Origin of the sequence: Bradyrhizobium sp. AUGA SZCCT0222 (genome assembly GCF_018130205.1) — a bacterium.
Taxonomy (GTDB): domain Bacteria; phylum Pseudomonadota; class Alphaproteobacteria; order Rhizobiales; family Xanthobacteraceae; genus Bradyrhizobium.
The window spans coordinates 97902-116025 of record NZ_JAFCLX010000023.1; the positions used below are offsets into that span (position 1 = coordinate 97902).

At 62.3% G+C, this 18124-nt stretch carries 19 protein-coding genes; 7 read left to right on the forward strand and 12 right to left on the reverse strand.

Annotated features, from left to right (window positions below):
• Positions 1–472: 472 nt before the first annotated feature.
• Together JQ629_RS20900 and JQ629_RS20905 are read right to left on the reverse strand one after the other, a co-directional pair.
• The gene (locus tag JQ629_RS20900) at positions 473–991 is read right to left on the reverse strand and encodes a hypothetical protein (RefSeq protein WP_212414261.1); all 519 of its coding nucleotides are present in this window, start codon (positions 989–991) and stop codon (positions 473–475) included.
• Between the two features lie 159 nt (positions 992–1150).
• On the reverse strand, positions 1151–2047 hold the full coding sequence (locus JQ629_RS20905; RefSeq protein WP_212414262.1) for an alpha/beta hydrolase: 897 nt from the start codon (positions 2045–2047) through the stop codon (positions 1151–1153).
• 168 nt (positions 2048–2215) lie between these two features.
• On the opposite strand from JQ629_RS20905, the gene JQ629_RS20910 reads away from it, so the two are divergent.
• A complete protein-coding gene (locus JQ629_RS20910) occupies positions 2216–2557 on the forward strand; it encodes a hypothetical protein (protein WP_212036164.1) in 342 nt (113 codons plus the stop codon).
• Positions 2558–2716: 159 nt separating this feature from the next.
• Here the strand turns inward: JQ629_RS20910 and JQ629_RS20915 are convergent, their stop codons facing one another.
• The 5 genes from JQ629_RS20915 to JQ629_RS20930 form a co-directional block, all read right to left on the reverse strand.
• Positions 2717–3346, reverse strand: a complete 630-nt coding sequence (locus JQ629_RS20915; RefSeq protein ID WP_212414263.1) for a transglutaminase-like cysteine peptidase — start codon at positions 3344–3346, stop codon at positions 2717–2719.
• 330 nt (positions 3347–3676) lie between these two features.
• A complete protein-coding gene (locus JQ629_RS20920; RefSeq protein ID WP_212204845.1) occupies positions 3677–4291 on the reverse strand; it encodes a PilZ domain-containing protein in 615 nt (204 codons plus the stop codon).
• Positions 4292–4388: 97 nt separating this feature from the next.
• Positions 4389–4844 carry an MFS transporter gene (locus JQ629_RS37165; RefSeq protein WP_502753213.1) on the reverse strand — a complete coding sequence of 152 codons (456 nt, stop codon included), beginning with the start codon at positions 4842–4844 and terminating at the stop codon, positions 4389–4391.
• 3 nt (positions 4845–4847) lie between these two features.
• Positions 4848–5552: an MFS transporter gene (locus JQ629_RS37170; protein WP_249135179.1), complete on the reverse strand. Its 705-nt coding sequence runs from the start codon at positions 5550–5552 to the stop codon at positions 4848–4850.
• Positions 5553–5673: 121 nt separating this feature from the next.
• On the reverse strand, positions 5674–6060 hold the full coding sequence (locus JQ629_RS20930) for a hypothetical protein (protein WP_212414264.1): 387 nt from the start codon (positions 6058–6060) through the stop codon (positions 5674–5676).
• A gap of 147 nt (positions 6061–6207) precedes the next feature.
• Here JQ629_RS20930 and JQ629_RS20935 point away from each other — a divergent pair, with 147 nt between their 5' ends.
• Positions 6208–6981: an enoyl-CoA hydratase-related protein gene (locus JQ629_RS20935; RefSeq protein ID WP_212414265.1), complete on the forward strand. Its 774-nt coding sequence runs from the start codon at positions 6208–6210 to the stop codon at positions 6979–6981.
• Here JQ629_RS20935 and JQ629_RS20940 read toward each other — a convergent pair.
• On the reverse strand, positions 6968–7528 hold the full coding sequence (locus tag JQ629_RS20940) for a PAS domain-containing protein (protein ID WP_212414266.1): 561 nt from the start codon (positions 7526–7528) through the stop codon (positions 6968–6970). The two genes, JQ629_RS20935 and JQ629_RS20940, sit on opposite strands and share 14 nt — an antisense overlap.
• Before the next feature lie 538 nt (positions 7529–8066).
• On the opposite strand from JQ629_RS20940, the gene JQ629_RS20945 reads away from it, so the two are divergent.
• A complete protein-coding gene (locus JQ629_RS20945; protein WP_212414267.1) occupies positions 8067–8861 on the forward strand; it encodes a rhomboid family intramembrane serine protease in 795 nt (264 codons plus the stop codon).
• Between the two features lie 206 nt (positions 8862–9067).
• The gene (locus JQ629_RS20950) at positions 9068–9496 is read left to right on the forward strand and encodes a CBS domain-containing protein (RefSeq protein ID WP_212265835.1); all 429 of its coding nucleotides are present in this window, start codon (positions 9068–9070) and stop codon (positions 9494–9496) included.
• Between the two features lie 3 nt (positions 9497–9499).
• Here JQ629_RS20950 and JQ629_RS20955 read toward each other — a convergent pair whose 3' ends face one another.
• Complete coding sequence (locus JQ629_RS20955; protein WP_349631294.1) at positions 9500–10552, reverse strand: patatin-like phospholipase family protein; 1053 nt, start codon at positions 10550–10552, stop codon at positions 9500–9502.
• Positions 10553–10785: 233 nt separating this feature from the next.
• Here JQ629_RS20955 and JQ629_RS20960 point away from each other — a divergent pair, with 233 nt between their 5' ends.
• Entirely contained in the window at positions 10786–11865 is a 1080-nt protein-coding gene (locus JQ629_RS20960; protein WP_212414286.1) for an RgsD C-terminal domain-containing protein, read from the forward strand.
• Positions 11866–12042: 177 nt separating this feature from the next.
• Here JQ629_RS20960 and cutA read toward each other — a convergent pair whose 3' ends face one another.
• Positions 12043–12351, reverse strand: a complete 309-nt coding sequence (gene cutA / locus JQ629_RS20965) for a divalent-cation tolerance protein CutA (protein ID WP_212414268.1) — start codon at positions 12349–12351, stop codon at positions 12043–12045.
• A 340-nt stretch (positions 12352–12691) separates the two neighbouring features.
• On the opposite strand from cutA, the gene JQ629_RS20970 reads away from it, so the two are divergent.
• The gene (locus tag JQ629_RS20970) at positions 12692–13543 is read left to right on the forward strand and encodes a universal stress protein (RefSeq protein WP_212414269.1); all 852 of its coding nucleotides are present in this window, start codon (positions 12692–12694) and stop codon (positions 13541–13543) included.
• Positions 13544–13604: 61 nt separating this feature from the next.
• Here JQ629_RS20970 and JQ629_RS20975 read toward each other — a convergent pair whose 3' ends face one another.
• Positions 13605–14234: a response regulator transcription factor gene (locus tag JQ629_RS20975; RefSeq protein WP_212414270.1), complete on the reverse strand. Its 630-nt coding sequence runs from the start codon at positions 14232–14234 to the stop codon at positions 13605–13607.
• A complete protein-coding gene (locus JQ629_RS20980) occupies positions 14224–15903 on the reverse strand; it encodes an ATP-binding protein (RefSeq protein WP_212414271.1) in 1680 nt (559 codons plus the stop codon). Before JQ629_RS20980 ends, JQ629_RS20975 begins: the two co-directional genes overlap by 11 nt.
• Before the next feature lie 234 nt (positions 15904–16137).
• Here JQ629_RS20980 and nhaD point away from each other — a divergent pair, with 234 nt between their 5' ends.
• On the forward strand, positions 16138–17568 hold the full coding sequence (nhaD, locus tag JQ629_RS20985) for a sodium:proton antiporter NhaD (protein ID WP_249135181.1): 1431 nt from the start codon (positions 16138–16140) through the stop codon (positions 17566–17568).
• Positions 17569–18124 lie beyond the last annotated feature (556 nt).

Genomic DNA, 18124 nt, shown 5'->3' on the forward strand with positions numbered 1-18124 from the left:
CTCATGTATCAGGATCGCACGGGCTCAAGAGAGCGGCATTCAGCAAACAATGCCGGCCAAAGGCAAATCACCTGCCTGCGAGTTAAATCTGATCGGGATTTCGGAAGCGCCGGGGCGAGGGATGAATGGGGGCCAAAAAACAAGGCCGTCGACGCAGTATACCGTCAACGACCTTGCCAGCCCCGGATATTGAAATCGGCTCACGCCATCCGGTGAACTGCAGCATGCAGGAGATTCCCGCGGCCATATGTGAAGCAGTTCACACTCGGAACACAAAATTGGCAGGAAGGCGGATTTTTAGTGGCATCTGGTGGAGAACTGCCGCCAGCCTGCAGCCCGCGCGGCGGACTGGCGCTGAACGCGTCACGATCAGCCGCGCAAAGGGTACTGATCGTGCGGGGATATCACCAAGGCGCTCAGTCCGTTCCTCTGGCCTTGAGGGACGGTCCCCGGACCGCGTCCGGGGCGGGCGTCAGCCGTTCGACCTGCCGCGCTTGAGTTTGGCGCTCTTGCTCGCGCGCGGCTTTGCCGCGCTGGCTTTCCTGACCGACCGTTTGCGGGCAGAGGGCGGGGCGGCGGGTTCGGCCGCCTGCGCGCTCGCGAACGATTGCCGCAAGCCGTCGATCGATTCGGTCAGGGTGCCGACCTGTTCGGAGAGCTTTCTGGTATCGGCCTGCTGCGCGGCGAGCAGGCGGCGCACCGTCAGTAATTGATCCTGGACCACTTGGAGCTGATCGATCGATTCCTGCTGGGTGGCTTCGATGCCCTTGGTTTTCTCGACCAGCTGTTCGGACGCCTGCGCGGTACGCGCCTGCAATTGCCTGACCGCGACGACGCGGTCGGTTTCGGGCGCGGTGCCGGTATAGGCCCGCCACAGCGTGATTGAACCTATTCCCAGCACGACAATGACGAGGGCCGCAGCGCCGATTGCGATCGGCTGGCCACTGATACGCGCAAGCGCACTGGTATTCCGGGGGGCGGGTTCGATCATGAGACTCTAAATCCGGACGTAATTTCAATGCCCTCGATTACCACAGGCTTGGCTGCGCCGAAACCAGGGATTCACCCAGTCGAGGCGGGATTCCGGGTAAAACATCAATAATCCCGGGCTTTTGCGCTGCAGAATGGCCTTGGGCGGCCTGCACACGCTCTACGACGGTTCTTGCAGATGCGCGCGGATAAATTGCCCCGCCTTCGCAAGGGCGCGGCGACCATCCGCCAATCTCGCATTCCAGACCGGCCAGGCGTGGATCATGTGCGGCCAGATTTCGAGGCTCACCTCGACGTTATCAGATCCGGCGGCGGCCGCCAGCCGTGTGGCGTCCGCCAGCAGCGTTTCGGCCGAGCCGACCTGGATCAGGAGCGGCGGAAAGCCGGCGAGATCCGCAAATAACGGCGAGATCAGCGGATCCCTGCGATCGATCGGCGACGGCGCATAGGCGTCCGCGAGTTCGGCGAGATAGGCCCGGTGGATCAGCGGGTCGGTCGCATCCTTGGTGTCGAGCGTGGTGCCCGACATCGTAAGGTCGGTCCAGGGCGAGACCAGCCAGGCGCAGCCGGGCAGCTGCTCGCCGGCCGTGCGCAACCGGCCGATCAGCCCGAGCGCGAGATTGCCGCCGGCACTGTCGCCGCCGACGGCGATGTTTGCCGCCGGCAGGCCTTGCTTGCGCAGGAAGCGCCACGCCGTCAGCGCGTCCTCATGGGCGGCCGGATAGGGGTGCTCGGGCGCGCGGCGGTAATCGATCGCGAGCGCGCGCGACTGTGCCGCGCGGCCCGCTTCCGTCACCATCCGGCGATGGCTCTGGATCGAACCGGAGCAATAACCACCGCCGTGAAAATACAGCAGCACGCGCGACGGGTCGCTGCCTGGCGCGAGCGACCACTCGCCGGGCACGCCGTCGCAGTCGACGGCGTCACATTTCACATCAGATGCGATCGGCCAGGTCGATCCGACTTCGTCCAAACGCTGGCGCCGTTCCGACCAGCCGACCGGTCGCGGTTTCGAGCCCAGCAATGCGCGGATGGCGTCGATCTCGTTGTGGGGCACGGTTGGTTCCTCCGAAGCGCGCCATCATCTCACAGCTGGCGCAGCACAAAAAGTTGCGGCATGCCTTGGGCGAGGGCGATCGTAGATCACTTGAAAAGCCGTTCCACGACGCGCAATCTTGCCGGCACCTCTCCTGGGTCCGACGTTGCCCGATGGCCGGCATCCATCATGATCAGGAATGGAATCTATCTGGCGACCACAAGGTTTCAGGACGGCGTGGACGCCTACAACCGACACGTGATGGTGCTGCGCGACGGCACGATGCGTGGGGGCGGTGGATTTTATTATACCGTCGGCAACTACACCTGCTCCGACGGAAGGTGGAAGGGTGAAATGACCAGCCGGGAGCATTCGCCGATTGCCGGTACGTTTCCCTGGGCAGGAAAGGAAATCAGCATCGGATTTTCCGGAACCTATTCCGAGGAAGGTGCTGAGTTCGACGCCACGGCATTGGCTGGCAAGCGAAGCTTTCGATTCAAATCGATCTACCGGCTGCTTCATGCCGATTGAACGCGAGCTACTTCCTGAAATCAAATGCGGGCGAAGCGTCCTTAATCCCCCAAAAAGTTGCGGCCAGCCTTTGGGGGAAGGCTGGCCGCGCGCGAACCGGTCTGGGACGGGGAGGGGTGGGGATGTGACCGGGTCGCGGGTTCGTAAATTCCTTTGTCGTTAGCGATCGCGCGAACTGGCGGTAGCGACCGCGGGGCGGTTGTCACCGAGCGACACCCACAGATTCGGATCGCTCTGCGACTGACGCTTGACGAAGCGGTAGCCGGTCTCCGTCCAGGCGAGGACGTTTTCGTTCTGGTTGTCGAGCACGAATTCGCCCTTGTCGGTCTTGACCGTCAGCACCGCGTGGCCTTCGCCCTTCTTGTCGCGCACCACTGTGATCAGCAGCGCCTCGCGCGGCCAGCCGGCGTCGATCAGCATCTTGCGCTTCAGCAGCACGTAGTCCTCGCAGTCGCCGTAGCCGTCCGTCGGCAACGACCATTTCTCGATCACACCCCAATGATCCATGTCGGTGATCGGCTTGATGGTCTCGTTGACCCACTTGTTGACTCTCAGCAAATCTCGCCATGCCGTCTGCGACAGCACGATGTCCCGCGGCTGTGATGCGCCGCCGCGGCAGTCGCCGGGATTCTCGGCGCAGAATTCAACCCAGCCGATCGGCGAACGCGTGGTATCGCCAAGGCTGGCATAGAGCGCGTCGCCGGCTTTCGCCGCGAAACTCGTGGAGACGCTCATCCCCAGCAGGATGGCGGCAACCGCCAATCCTTTCCCCTGTCCCCTGAACAACATTGTGGCCCCCGTTTCTTGTTGGGACCATGTTTCGCACAAAGGTTTTGCGCCGCCGCTAAGTCAGCCAAGTACATTTGACGTGAATACAAGTAAAAACTGCGGCGAATTCGATCTATACTTGAATAAAATTCGCCTAAAATTTGAAACAACTGCAATTGATTCAAATTTTACGCATTAACGCGCCATGCGCTGCCGCAGCGGCACTTGTGGTTGCAAAAGCGCCCGGCGTTAACCTGCTCTGGCCGGCGTCAGAGCGCACAAAGGCGGTATCCGGCAACGCGGATACCGCCTTTTGAAGTCGGGAAATCGAGGATTGGGGCGGCTGGCGCTTTACCGCGCGCTAACCGCGTCTTCGAGCGTCTCGGCAATTTGCTCGTGGACGAACTCGAGCGCGAAGCCTTCTTCGAGATTTCGCACCACCCGGGACTGGACCTTGCCCAGCATGACGAGCGATTTCAGCGGCGGGCGGTTTTCCGCGGCAATCGCCGCACCCGACGCCGAGAGGTCGATGATCCGGCAGGTCATCTTGCTGCCGTCCTCGAGCGTGAGCAGCGCGATCGGGTTGCGCGGCACGATACGGTCGTGGCGGCGGTCTTCCGGCAGATTGAGGATATCGCGGTTGGCGAGCCAGGTGAGCTGGGCGGCGAGCTTGTCGCGTTTGCGCGCGGTCGCGCCCACGGTCATGGCAAAACCATTGTCGATGATGCGGGTGATCTTGCCCTCAACCCGGCCGATATGGTCGAGATAGGCGATCACGCGGTCACCGACATTGCCGATGCCGGGCGCCAGCAGGGCCAATCCGCCCGGCGACATATTGATGATCTGGCAGGGAAATTCACGCCGGTCCGGCAGCATGTAGCGGCCGAGCAGGTGGACTTTCACGCGCTGGAAGCGCCGTCGCTCCTGAGCGACCGGGACAGTGGATTTTTTTTGCGCAAACGACATTCTTCGCCACCCGACGTCCGGTCCTTCGGCGTCAGGAAGAACCCTAAGGCCGACAGGGTTAATGATGTGTTATCGCCGGTTGCATCAAGTATGTGCATCAAGCTGTGTGTGTCCGTGCCGCCGCGATCCGGTTGAACGTCCACAGCAGCAGCGGGCACAGCAAGACCATTGCCGCGCCGAAGTCGAATGCGGTGGCAGCGGTCCCCGTCCATTTGGCGAGGCTGCCGCCGGCAAACGGCCCCAGCATCATCGCCGCATAAAAGACCGTGTAGAACAGGCCCATGCCGATCGCGCGGGTGGAAGGCTGCAATACCTGCGGAGGCAGGCTCATGATCGGCCCCGACGGCGGCGCGGAGGCGAGGCCGAGTGCGACGACCGTCAGCAGCACGGCGCCGGAGCGTGGCAGTATCAGCATCAGCAGCGCGAACACGATGCATCCGCCGACCAGAACAGTCTGCGGCCGCTTGGTGCGGTCCGCCAGAAACCCGCCTGCCGGGCCCGCGAGCGCCGCCAGCCACAGCACGATGCTGATGGTCGATCCTGCAGACGCGATCGACTAGCCGCGTTCGACCAGCAACAGCGGTCCGAAGCTGAAGATCATCGCAAAGCCGATATTGTAGATGCCCCAGAGCAGGCCCGCGACGATCACCGCGATCGTTGCGTTGCGGTCGAGACGTGAGGGAGCGCCGGAGACCGCAGCCGCGTTCGGCGGCGATCGATAGCCTGCGGCAAGAAGAATGATGCCCAAGCCGATCAGGGCAGCGACCGAGAAGTACACCGCGCTCACGCCCCAGGCGGTGCCGATGGCAGGCAAGGTCAGCAACGAAAGCGCAATGCCGGCCGGCCATGAATTGATGAAGATCGCCATCGCCGTTGCGATCTCGCGACCGGCGAACCAGTCGGCGACCATCTTGGTCATCTGGACGTTGAGCAGCACGCCGCCGGCGCCCGCGATCAGCCGTCCGGCCATCTGCACGGTCCAGGAATCCGACAGCGCCATCGCAAGGTTGCCGATCAGCATCAGCGCGAGCGCGGCGAACACTGTTCTCTTGTCGCCGAACCGTTGCCCGATTGCGCCGCCCGGCAACGCAATCGCCACGCCCGGCGTGAAATAAAGGCCGATCAGCAATCCGATATCGGCAAGGCTGACGCCGAATTTGGTGCCGAGCAGCGGCGCGACCGCGGCCACGCTCTGAAACTGGAAGGCCATCGTGAGGCGAACCACGAACAGGATCGCAAGAATGCCCCAGCGATTGCGCAATGCCGCACTCCCGGAAAAAACGCCTCACCTGCAAGAGTTGTCGTGCAAGCTCGGCCCGCGCCCGGCCTATGTCAATGCGCGCACGGTTTTCAGTTTGGGACCGCCGCCCGATGCGGTGCAGCTACTTCTGGACCAGCTGATTGAGATCCCGCTTGATCGAGTTCAGCAGCGACTCCAGCCGTTCCTGTCTGAAGGCAGGTTGCTCCGGCAAGACAGCTCGAACGGCCGGCTTCGCGATTGCGTTTTGAACGCGCTTCTCGGTGATGTCGGGCTTCTCGGTGATGACGGGTTTTTCGGGGAAGACCGGCTTTTCGGGGAAGGCTTGCCGAACCGCTCGAACTTTACGGGCAGGCCGCTCCGGAAACACCGATCGAGCGGGCTCCTCGGCCTGCGCACCGGCTTCGACGAATTCGCCGTGCAAAACATCCTCGCGCCGTCCCATCAGCCACAGGACCGCCCAATAGGAAACCGCCAGTAAAATGACGCAGAAAATAATGATCTCAAACATCGCTCACGTCCAATCCGGTCAGTATCCCGGCAAAGGTCGTTTTCGGTCAAGACCGCTGAAAGCGATTGTTTGTCAGTGCGTTGTTTCGGTACCATCATGCTTAATGTCGGGCCCGGCAGGGCCGGCCAAATTTCGGGGAGGGATGCGATGCCGGGAGTGAAGCGGGACCGCGACGATGCCGTCGGCGTGCTGACGCTGGACGAGCCTGCGACGCTGAATGCGATGACGCCCGACCTGTTGGGCGATCTTGCCCTCGCGATCCGCGAGATGACCGAGGATCCCGGGGTACGGGCGCTGGTCCTGACCGGCGCCGGCCGCGGCTTTTGCTCCGGCCAGAACCTCAAGGCCGCGGCCATCCTCGGCGACGACATCGTCGACGGCGTGATGCGGTATTACTGGCCGGCCTTCAGGGCGCTGCGCGAATGCCGCGTGCCGGTCGTGGTGGCGGTCAATGGCGTCGCCGCCGGCGGCGGCTTCAGTCTCGCGATGGCGGGAGACGTGATTGTCGCGGCGCGCTCGGCGAGCTTCATTCAGGTCTTCAGCCGGATCGCGCTGGTGCCTGATCTCGGCTCGACCTGGCTGTTGCCGCGCCTGGTCGGCCGGCAGCGCGCGCTCGAACTGATGTTGATGAACGAGCCGCTATCGGCCGAGACGGCCAGGGAATGGGGACTGGTCCGGGAAGTGTTCGATGATGCCGCGCTTCAGGGCGGCGCGCTGGCGCTGGCGCGCAAGCTTGCAAGCGGTCCGACGCGGGCGCTGGTTGCGACGCGCCGCCTGCTCGAGGAGAGCGAACACGCCAGCTATGCCGATCAGTTCCGGCGCGAAATCGAGACGCAGGCCGAGATCCGCAAGAGCGCGGATGCGCTGGAGGGACGCAACGCGTTTCTTGAAAAGCGCGCCGCGCGGTTCAGCGGCCGGTAATTCCTTCGTACACCATGAAGCCGCGCGCGATGGCGAGCTTGCGCAAGGCGCGGGGAACGAGTTTTTCCGGCCGGTGCAGATAGCGCCACGACGTCAGCTTGAAATCCTTCAGCGTGCCGAGATCGTCCTCGAACGGCGCCAACAGGCCGGTGACGCTGATCGGCGCGTGCGCGCGGTTGTTGAACGGCAGCAGCAGCAATTCCAGATGCGCCGTCCGGCCGTCTTCCGACGTCGCTGTGATGCCGGCGACGGCGGCCAGCATTTCTTCGGCGACGTAAGTCACGACGTCTTCGATTTCGCGGCGGCTCTCTGGTGCGAACAGCGCCGAGAAGCTGCTGTCCTTTGCGTCGCGGCCGAGCAGGGCGCAGACCCGTGTTCCGGCGACGCGGAAGGGGAAGCCGGCCTCGTTTTCGTAACCCAGCACGAAGATGTCGCCGAGCAGTTCGCGTACCGCTGATGGTTCGATCTCGCTGCGGTCAGGTGCCCGCGCGTGGCCGCGTTTTGCGTCCCAATAGGCAAAAAACTGACGGCTCGATGGATGTTTCATACGTTGGCCTCGCCCCCGCCCGTGGCAGGGCGGCACATATCTGTCCCGATTTTGCTCACGTGCTGTCCCTTCTGTGTTGTGCAGGACAGGCTGTGCAGCGTCCATGCCGTGGACGCGGTTTGGCCGCTTTGGCGGCGGCTTTGCGTTGTTAACGTTAAATTAACTATGAGATTGGCGATCCCGGTGCGGCCTGCGTAGAGTGGAACGCATCGGACCCGGCCGGCTTATCTCCGGCTGACCGGCTCGGTTGGTACACAGGTGGCGTCAAACAGTTTGGTCGTCGCGCGGGGAGGGGTGGGGATGTTCCCCCAAGCTCCAGGGGCGCGAAAAGATCGGCACGACGAGGGAGGACGTTCTCAGCGTCCTCCCTTTTTCTTTGCTCTTTTTGGCATAGCGACCCTGTCTCGTGTCCCGGACGCAGTGCAGCGCCTTTGATGGTTCGAACGTTTGTGCACTTGCACAGCGCGGGCAAAGCCGCCTATCTGGGCCGATTATTCCCCAAAGCCGCCTCTAAAGGTCTCTAAAGGTCCCTGGCCCCTTGGAATCCCAGCCTGAAACCCAGCTTGAAGCCCCGGACGGTCCGCGAGAGCCGATCCTGACCCTGCCGGGTGCGCTGACGGCCTATATCGCGCTGATCGCGGTCATTCATCTGCGGGTGCTGCTGCCGCCGGAACTCGAGAACTGGACCATCGACGTCTTCGGTTTCATTCCGAAACGCTACGATTCGACGCTGCTCAACATCGATTTTCCCGGCGGAGCGGGCGCCAAGGTCTGGACCTTCGTCACCTATTCGCTGCTGCACGCCAATCTCACCCATATCGGCTTCAACGTGCTGTGGCTGTTGCCGTTCGGCAGCGCGCTGGCGCGCCGGTTCGGCGCGGTCAGGTTTTACGTTTTCATGGCCGTGACGGCCGCGGCCGGCGCGATTGCACATCTGCTCACGCATGAACACGCGATCGCGCCGATGATCGGCGCGTCGGCGTCGGTCTCCGGCACCATGGCGGCCGCCATTCGCTTTGCCTTTGTGAAGGGAAGCTTTCTGTCGTTCAGCCGCGGCGACGCGGATGAAGCGGCGAAGGTGCCGGCGCTGTCGCTCGGACAGGCCTTTCGCGACACGCGCGTGCTGGGATTTCTGGCGGTGTGGTTCGGCGTCAACATCATCTTTGGCGTCGGATCGATTGCGATCGGCGCCGACGGCGGCACCGTGGCGTGGCAGGCGCATATCGGCGGATTTCTCGCCGGCCTGATGCTGTTTTCGCTGTTCGATCCGGTGCCACGGGCGGCAGCGCATGCTGCAGATGCGTCATCGCCTGACGAGGCCGACCGCGTCTGATCGTCGCTTGCGGCGCACCGCGATTTCATCCATCATCTTGACATGTGTGACACAAGACAAAGCCCGCTGCCATGCAGGACAGCCGAGCTTGTAGACCGCGCCTGAAACGAACGCTCTTGAAACGAGTTCGGCGTGGAACTGTTGATTGAAGACTCGCGAACAAGTCGAACCCCCAAAAGGGGTGCGCACCGATTCAGGAGGCGGCAATGACGGTACGTGCAATTCTCGATTCCAAAGGCCATGACATCCTGAACGTCGAGCCGGACGCCAAGCTCTCGGCCGCGGTCAAGCTCCTGGGCGAGCGCAAGATCGGCGCCGTGCTGGTCATGAACCAGGGACGCCTCGAAGGCATCTTGTCGGAACGCGACATCGTCCGTGTGCTCGGCGAGCGCGGCGCCAAGGTGCTGGATGAGCCGGTCAGCGCCGTGATGACGCGCAAGGTCGTCAGTTGCCGGGAGTCGGACACGGTCAGCGGCATCATGGAAATGATGACGCTGGGCAAGTTCAGGCATTTGCCTGTCGTCGAGGAGGGCAAGGTGGTCGGCCTGATCTCGATCGGCGACATCGTCAAGCGCCGTGTCCACGAATATGAAGCCGAGCAGGAAGCGCTGCGCGACTACATCAAGACCGCCTGAGCTCTATTCTTTCTCTGGTCCGGCCTTTTCGGCAGCGGCGGCACCGGCCGCTGCCGGCGCCAGAATGTGGATCGCTTCCTGGATGGAATCGATGGCGCGCTCGGCGGCGCGCACGCCATGGGCGATCAGATCGTCGGCGCGGTGAAAATCGAACAAGCCGATCTTGCCGACCCGGGGCGAGATCAGGAGATCGGGCGGATCGCCGGCCAGCCGCGCGCGGGTGATGCGGTCCTGCATGATGTTGAAGGCGTCGACCATGACCGTGGAAATTCCCGGCCGGCCGGGCGCGCCGAAGAATTCGCGCTTTACGGTGCGTTCGGCGGAGAAGAATTTTCCGAGGCCGCGCTTCGGAGTTGCAGGTTCAGGCGCTGCTTCCGGCACAACCGCAAGCTCGGCGGAAGGGCCATGCGCATAGATCGTCGTCGAGTGGGTAAAGACGTCGCTGGAGAGATTGGCGGCGATGACGATCTCCGCGCCGAGGGCGCGGGCCGCCGACACCGGAACCGGGTTGACCAGCGCGCCATCGACCAGCCAGCGGTCGCCGATCAGGACCGGCGAGAATATTCCCGGCAGCGCGTATGAGGCCTGCATCGCGTCGATCATGCGGCCATGGGTCAGCCAGATCTCGTGGCCGGTGCGCACTTCGGTCGCAACAGTGGCGAATTTCACCGGCAGGTCCTCGATCAGGCCCTGGCCCATCGTCGTCTCGAGTTGGGCGGCAAGCCTGCTGCCGCCGATCAGGCCGGAGCCGTTGAGACGGATATCGAGATAGCTGAAAATATTGCGCGGCTGCAGGCCGCGCGCCCATTCTTCCACCTTTTCGAGATTTCCGGAGGCGAAGCCGCCGCCGATCACCGCGCCCATCGACGTTCCCACCACGACATTGGGATGGATACCGTGGGCGACCAGGGTCTTGATGATGCCAATATGGGCGAACCCGCGCGCGGCGCCGCCGCCCAGCGCCAGCCCGATCACCGGCCGGCGGATGCTGCCGAGCCCTACCTCGTCACGGCCGTCGGAGCCCTTTTGGCCGCGGCCCATCCAGTTATCCAACACGAAAAACTCTCCTGCGGCTCAAGCATATTCGCCGCGGCATGGCCGTACCAGAATCATGTCAATCAATTCTAGATGCATGGTTTATGCCCGGCCAAAGCGGCCTAGGCGGAGATTATGACTGGACTGCGACCGCGGGATCAACTGCCGGTTCCTTGGTCCAGGAGGCTTCGGGCTGCTCTTTCGGGCTACTCTGCAGGCTTGAATTTGCCGCGTTTTCAGTGAAAAGCATGGCGATGACTTGGCGAGGCAATGGCATCGGCGGGGACGGGGGCGCATGGCGGCTTTTCCCGCGGCTTTTGCTTGCCCCAATGCTTGCCTTAACACTTGCCTTCACGTTGCTGGGATCTGGCCCGGCTTCGGCCCAGATGTTCTCCGATCGCCCGCCGCCGGTGCCGCCGGGTTCGATTCCGGATGCGCCGTCGGGTCCTGCGATGAACCTGGCGCCGCCGGGCTCTATACCCACCCTGCCGCCGACCCTGACGCAGCCGACCCTGGTGCCGCCGTCGATCGCCACCGTTCCGCCGGCGGCGCCGCCGCCGGGCGCCGCGACGCCTGGCCAGGCCGTGCTGTCGTTGACGGCGCGCTACGGCAAGGATTTGCCGGTCATCAACAGCGGGTTGGTGTGGCGGGTGTTCGCGGACAAGCCGGACGATAACGGCACGTTCCGCCTGATCCGCGAGGACCGCGGTGCGACCCCGAACATCGTGCTGCCGCCGGGCAATTACGTCGTGCACGTCGCGCTCGGCCTCGTCAGCGCGGTGCGGGCGGTGAGCCTGAAGTCGGAGACCGATCGGGAATCCTTCGTGCTTCCGGCCGGCGGCCTGCGTATCGAAGGCCGCGTCGGCACCTCCAAGATCCCGCCGAACCAGATTTCGTTCGCGATTTATAAAGGCAGCCAGTTCGACGGCGCGGAGCGGACCTCGCTGTTGCCCAACGTCGCCGGCGGCGACGTCGCGCTGCTGCCGGAGGGCACCTACTACATCATCTCCAACTACGGCGATGCCAATTCCGTTGTCCGTTCCGACATCCGCGTGCAGGCCGGCAAGTTGACCGACGTGATCGTCACCCATCGCGCCGCCGTCATCATGCTGAAGCTCGTCAGCGACAAGGGCGGCGAGGCGCTCGCCAACACCGCCTGGTCCGTCATCACGCCGGGCGGCGACGTCATCAAGGAATCGATCGGCGCATTTCCCCGCGTCGTCCTGTCCGAAGGCGAATACCGCGCCATCGCCAAGAACGAAGGCAAGGTGTTCGAGCGCCCCTTCAACGTCGTCAACGGCGTTGATGGCGAGGTCGAGGTCGTGGCGCGGTAGCGCCCTCGTGGTGAGCAGCGCGTCTACGCGCGTCTTCGGACGATGCTTCGCCGGGCGAACCGTGAGGCCCGTGGCCCGTCCCTCGAGACGGCCGCGTTAGATCTAACAAGCGAGGAAACCAATCGTGAGCGGGGTCGCTGCTTTGCAGCCCTCGCTCCATGCTTATCAAGACCCTTGTCAGGACACCTGTTCTTCTATCCATCGAAGATAGTCGACCGAGCCGTTCTTGATGTCGAGCATGATGATCTGCGGAATATCGTAGGTGTGCTCGCGCTTGATCAGTTCTTCAATCTTGGAAAAGTGGGCAGCGATAGTCTTGATTGTGAGTGCGTATTCATTGTGGTTGTGAATTGTTGCCTGCCAACGATAGAAACTGTCGACTTCTCTTATCTGCACGGCGGCGGCAAGACGCAAATCGACAAGCTGCTTGGCGATCTTGCGCGCAAGGAAATCTTGCTTTGTCGATGTGAGAATAAGGACGGGCAATTCCGTAGCTCTACAGTAGTGGGTGCGGTATTTACGTCGCAATGGGCATTGCTCGTCAAGCACGAAAGCTACACCACAAGCGTGGCGAGCCTGTCCGCCCCTTGCAAGGTGTCATAATTCGTACGCTAGCGAGTAGGTAGTTCTCACCATAAGCGCGCAAGCATTAATCCCTACGCGGAACTGGGCCCATTTCGCGCCGCGGCGTGTTACGTACTATCCCCAGCAGGCAAGGCGGAACATCAAGATGCGCCGCTGAAAGCCCAAACGAATTGGTCGTCCCGAACGACAGGGGTAGAGCGGTGTGAATGCGCCAAGTCGGATGTGCGGCAAGAAGATTCTCTTGGCGACGGACCTCAGCGCCCGCTGTGACCGCGCGCTTTGCCGAGCGGCCATGCTTGCAACGCAGTGGCAATCGTCGCTGATCGTCCTGCATGTCATTGAAGGTCGCGAGTTGAGCATCCCGAATGTAGCAGGACTGCCGTCGTGGAGACGCCCGCCCGATCCGTTTGATATTGCCACAAAACGCCTCCTGGCCGATGTCGACGCGCTTCCGGCCCGGCCAACGGTGCGCATCACCGAAGGAAATCCGGTAGAAGCCATTCTGTGCAATGCCAACGCTGAGAATTGCGACCTGATCGCGATCGGCATCGGAAGAGAAGAGTCGTTCGGCCATTTCATATTGGGCAGGACCGCGGATCGACTATTTCGTCGCTCTCGGGTGCCGCTCCTTGTTGTCAAGGAGCGTCCTCGCAGGCCGTACAAAAATATTGTGTTCGCTACCGACCTCTCCGAGTCCTCACGTTATGCCCTGGAAACAACCGGACGCCTTTTCTCTGGACAAAGGCTAACAGTTTTTCACGCATACACCCCACCGTCCGAATTGATAACCGAAGCGGCATTGCATGGACAATATCGTATGGGAGTCGAGCACGAGGTGCGGGCGTTTTTGGCAGGAGTGGAAAAAACAGCGCCCGGTTGGCGACAGCCGAATGTGCTGATTGAGGATGGCTCACCAAATTTTCTGCTGCGTGATTATGTACGAGACAAAGATGTCGACCTGTTAGTGCTTGGTACGCACGGGCGGAGTCCCTTCTTCGAGATATTTCTAGGGAGCACCGCAAAGGCGATCATGGATGACGTAGCCTGTGATGCTCTCGTTATCCGAGAACCACGCGCCGCGGTCGAGACCTAACAGAGTATGCTGTCTGCGCGGAGTTGCATTCATCGCCTTCCCCGGAAATGGCGAAGATTACCTACGGTCTTGGAAGCGCACTCCGCCCCTGCAGGCTTATGCTCATGCGCGCCAGATGCGACAGCGTCCGCGCGCCCATCTTCTGCAGCACAGCTGCGCGATGATGCTCGGCTGTCCGCGTGCTGATCCCGAGTTTTGTAGCGAGCACCTTCGTCGGCATGCCTTCAGCCAGTAGTACCATTACTTCCTGTTCGCGGGCCGTGAGCGATCGGTGCCTGGCTTCAATAGCTGCATACGCTTCTTCCTGGGCAGCGATTTCGCTGACGCGCTGGTGTGCTTCCTCCAGAGTCTGAAGGAGTTCCGCCGGCTCGAACGGCTTCTCAAGAAAGTGCAATGCGCCCGCTCGCATGGCTTTGACGGCGAGCGGCACGTCGCCATGGCCAGTGATCATCACCACCACCGGGCACATCGGCCCCTGTTGCAAGTGACTCACGAGATCCAGCCCGCTCATTCCGGGCAAGCGCAGATCAACCAGCAAGCATAACGGCCTGCTCAGCTTGACTTCCGAGAGGAACTCTTCGGCCGAGGCATAGGTGCGCGCCTCCATCCCCGCCGTATGCAACAGCACTTTGAGAGCTTCGCAGACCTCGGATTCATCGTCGATGACGTGAACGATGCGCTTATGGCCCATGGCCCACCTCTGGGCTCAAGGGAAGTTCGATCGTGAACCGCGCGCCGCCATCGGGCCGGACGTGCTCCCAATCGATTGTCCCTCCATGCGCGCTGATCAGCTCGCGCGACAGCGCCAGGCCGAGCCCCATACCGCTCGGCTTTGTCGTGACGAACGGCTCGAACAGCTGTTTGGCCACGACATCGGACACGCCTGGCCCATTGTCTTCGATCTCGATCCGTACCCGTTTGTTGAGGGCTGCCACGCGAACGGTGACGCAGCCGGGCAGACGGTCGGCTTCCGCTGCGGCGTCGATGGCGTTGTTGATCACGTTGATCAGGCTTTGCTCGAGTTGAAGTGCGTCAACGATGACTGGTGGGACGGACGCAGCCTCAAGCCGCACCGATACGCCGTGCGCCCTTGCATCATCCTCGGCTAGAGCCACCACCTTCCGAGTCAGGGCGCCGAGGTCGGTGGGAGCCGGCCTCAGCGTGCCGCGCGAGACGAAATCCCTCAGACGCTCGAGGATGTCTTTCGCCTGCCGCAACTGACCTGTTGCCTTTTCAAGCGACGCCGCAATCGGTGCCGGCTCGTCAGGCTTGTCAGCCAGAAGCTGCCTGCCGACGTGAAGGTACATGGCGACGTTCGACAGCGGCTGGCTGATCTGGTGCGCCAATGAAACGCCCATCGCACCGGCCGTCGCATGCCTTGTCATGCGTACCACTTCGGCATGCTGCTCGCGCAGCAGTTCGTCCGATCTCCGGCGCTCGTCGACGACGGCGCCCAGCAGCAACCCGTTGAAGGCGAGCGCCAGCACCAGCAGCTGGTAGCCCATGAAAGTGCTTGCGGGGTAGCCGCCCCAGCTGATGAAGGCCAGCAGCAGCAGATGGACGACACATACGCCGGCTGCCGCTCCCACGAACCCGGCGCGCATCGCGATCCAGCTCACCGGGAGAAACAGCAGATAGAACAAATGGTACTCGTTGGCTCCCTCGAAGGAGAAGATCAGCCACAATGCGATCAGCACCCCGGCCAGAAAGGTTCCGAAGTCGATCAGCAGCATGACGAGTCTTGTCTCGCCCAGACGTCGAACTGACCAGGACGCGGCCATGGCAAGGGGGAGGAGGATGATGACACCGACGGTGTCTCCGACCCAGAGATGCCGCACCGCTTCCCAGTACTGCCTCGCCGGCAGGTCGCCGAACCCTACGAGAAAGCCGCAATAGAGGCAGGCTATGACGAATGTCCCTGCCGGCACCGTCACCAGCAGTGCAATCACATTGCGCAGGTCAGGCCGTCTAACAGCAAAGCCGAGGCCTCGCGTGAGACCCGCAGCGAGCGCGGCATATCCGATCGCAACGACTGCGCTCGTGGCGACCATGGAAGCGACGCCCTTGGCGGCCCCGTAGATGAAGAGATCGACCAGCAGCGACGCCAGGAACAGCGCCGGCGCATAGGAGACGCCCTTGAGCAGCAACAGGCCAAGGCTCAGCGCCTTCGCCGGATTCCACAGCGTGATGCCGAGGGCTTCGAGTTCATGGACGCGCGTGAGCCATTCGAGCCCGAGATAGGCGACAGTGAAGATGCCGCCGATCAGGGCGTATCGCGCCGGCGCCAGTTCGCGCGGCCAACCGCCACTCCAGCGCAAGCCCGCAGTCGCACCACGTGATCTGCGGACGACATCGCCCAATCCAGTTCTCCGTCACCAAGCGGACAATTTTTTCTCGAGCGAGAATGCGCCGCCCCAACTTCGTACGCAAGCGCGTAGGTAGTACCCACCATAATTCCGTGGGCACTATTCCCTACGCAGCAGCGGGCGCATGTCGTGCCGTGTCGTGCTACGGCTTGTCTCCAGCAGGCACGATCCGCGCGACGGGAGCAGGGCCTGCGTTGCTCAAACCCAAGAGTAGAAAGCTGCACGGTGATGGCGCTCGACTTTTGTCGACAGGAACTGGCGACGGTGCGTTTTGCCGGACGGCTGCGGATGTTGGCCGGTGCGGTATTTGTCTTGCTCCTGTCCGCTCCCGCGCCGCTCCATGCCATGGAGGCGGCAGCGCGCATCGATCTGACGCGGCATCCCGTCGGTTATCTGGCGCTTCTGATCTTCTTCGTTGCTTACGGATTCGTGGCCGTCGAGGAAGTCATTCAACTGCGCAAGTCGAAACCCGTCATGCTGGCGGCGGGCCTCATCTGGGCGCTTCTCGGCGTCGTCTACGCTGCGCATGGCCAGAGCGCCGCGCTCGAAGCCGCCGCCAAGCATGTGATCCTCGACTATGGCGAGCTGATGCTGTTCCTCGTGGTGGCGATCACGTATGTGAACACGATGCAGGAGCGGCGCGTATTCGCCGCGGTGAGGGCCAAGCTCGCCAGCAGAAAGCTCTCTTATCGGCAGCTTTTCTGGCTGATCGGAGGGCTTGCGTTTGTCTTCGGTCCCATCATCGACAATCTGACCACGGCGCTCGTCATGGGCGCCGTGGTGGTGGCCGTCGGGGTCGGCAGCTACCAGTTCATCGTTATGGGCTGCATTATCATCGTGGTGGCCGCCAATGCCGGCGGCGTCATCTCGCCGTTCGGCGACATCACCTCGCTGATGGTCTGGCAGAAAGGCAAGCTGGAATTCCTGGAGTTCTTCCATCTCTTCCTCCCGGCGCTGGTGAACTTCCTCGTCCCGGCGGCGTTAATGCATTTCAGCGTGCCGAAAGGAATGCCGGAGCCGGTAAGCGAAACGAGGAGACTCAAGCACGGCGCGGGCGTTGTGGTCGGGCTGTTCGCGGCCACCATCGCGACCGCCGTTTCGTTCAAGACCTTCTTCAGTTTGCCGCCCGCGCTCGGGATGATGCTGGGTCTCGGATACCTGCAAATGTACAGCTACATCCTCCAGCAGGTCGGTCGCCGCCGTGACGACCAGGACATGGCGTTCGACTCCTTACGCGAGATCAGGCGCCTGGAATGGGACACGCTGCTGTTCTTCTTCGGCGTCATCTTCGCCGTCGCCGGGCTAGGCGTTGCCGGCTACCTCGCGCAGTTGTCGAACTATCTCTATGGCGACCTCGGACCGACCGCCGCCAACATCGCCATCGGGGTGCTGGGCGCGGCGTTCGACAACATCCCGCTGATGTTCGCGGTGCTCACCATGAACCCGGATATGTCGAGCGGCCAGTGGATGCTCGTCACGCTGAGCACCGGTGTCGGGGGGAGCCTCGTGTCCATCGGCACGGCGGCGGGCGTGGCGCTGATGGGACTGCTGCGCAACCACTACACGTTTATCAATCATCTTCGATGGACCTGGGCCATTGCGCTTGGTTACGTGGCAAGCATCCTCACCCATCTGTGGATCAACGCCGCGCTCATGTAAGCTTGGCGCAGCGTGGAACACCTACTTCAAGTTCGCCACGGGCGATCCTATAGCCACGGAGATATGACCGCGGGCTGCTATTTTATGGGTTCATGGCCTGGTTCGATGGCTGAATGCATAATACCACCGCAACTTAAATCGCGGCCCGCGTCGCCCCGCGCGCAAAGCGAAATTTCGCGATCGGGCCGCGACAAATCAACCCGACGGGCAAATCATTTCTGATTTATAGAAATCGTGTCAAGTCCAAAATTTCCGAAAATCAAAAATATTTTCCTTTCCTTCGACCCCAAATCACCTGCACATCAATAGCCATCCCGTCCCACTCAGAGGGGCGTCGGCCGTCGTCATGACGAGGGGCGGGTCGCGGTGGACGTTGACGTTGCGATTGACGGTCGCGGCTGAAGCGTACGGCGAAAGCGTGTGGTCCTGGCGCCCGTAACGGCGTCAAGTCCGGCGGGAGCTAACGCTTCCGAAGGGCGACGGTGGCAATAGAGGCCGTCTCACCGGGGAGAGCGCGTCATAAGCCGTAAAGCCATTGCGCAGGGAATGTCGGATG

What these genes read in the sequence shown, in the direction of transcription:
- nhaD (WP_249135181.1), top strand. Translation starts at nt 16,138, where the DNA reads ATGGCGCTCGACTTTTGTCGACAGGAACTGGCGACGGTGCGTTTTGCC.
- JQ629_RS20910 (WP_212036164.1), top strand. Translation starts at nt 2,216, where the DNA reads ATGATCAGGAATGGAATCTATCTGGCGACCACAAGGTTTCAGGACGGC.
- JQ629_RS20950 (WP_212265835.1), top strand. Translation starts at nt 9,068, where the DNA reads ATGACGGTACGTGCAATTCTCGATTCCAAAGGCCATGACATCCTGAAC.
- JQ629_RS20900 (WP_212414261.1), bottom strand. Translation starts at nt 991, where the DNA reads ATGATCGAACCCGCCCCCCGGAATACCAGTGCGCTTGCGCGTATCAGT.
- JQ629_RS20920 (WP_212204845.1), bottom strand. Translation starts at nt 4,291, where the DNA reads ATGTCGTTTGCGCAAAAAAAATCCACTGTCCCGGTCGCTCAGGAGCGA.
- JQ629_RS20935 (WP_212414265.1), top strand. Translation starts at nt 6,208, where the DNA reads ATGCCGGGAGTGAAGCGGGACCGCGACGATGCCGTCGGCGTGCTGACG.
- JQ629_RS20915 (WP_212414263.1), bottom strand. Translation starts at nt 3,346, where the DNA reads ATGTTGTTCAGGGGACAGGGGAAAGGATTGGCGGTTGCCGCCATCCTG.
- JQ629_RS20930 (WP_212414264.1), bottom strand. Translation starts at nt 6,060, where the DNA reads ATGTTTGAGATCATTATTTTCTGCGTCATTTTACTGGCGGTTTCCTAT.
- JQ629_RS20960 (WP_212414286.1), top strand. Translation starts at nt 10,786, where the DNA reads ATGACTTGGCGAGGCAATGGCATCGGCGGGGACGGGGGCGCATGGCGG.
- JQ629_RS20975 (WP_212414270.1), bottom strand. Translation starts at nt 14,234, where the DNA reads ATGGGCCATAAGCGCATCGTTCACGTCATCGACGATGAATCCGAGGTC.
- JQ629_RS20940 (WP_212414266.1), bottom strand. Translation starts at nt 7,528, where the DNA reads ATGAAACATCCATCGAGCCGTCAGTTTTTTGCCTATTGGGACGCAAAA.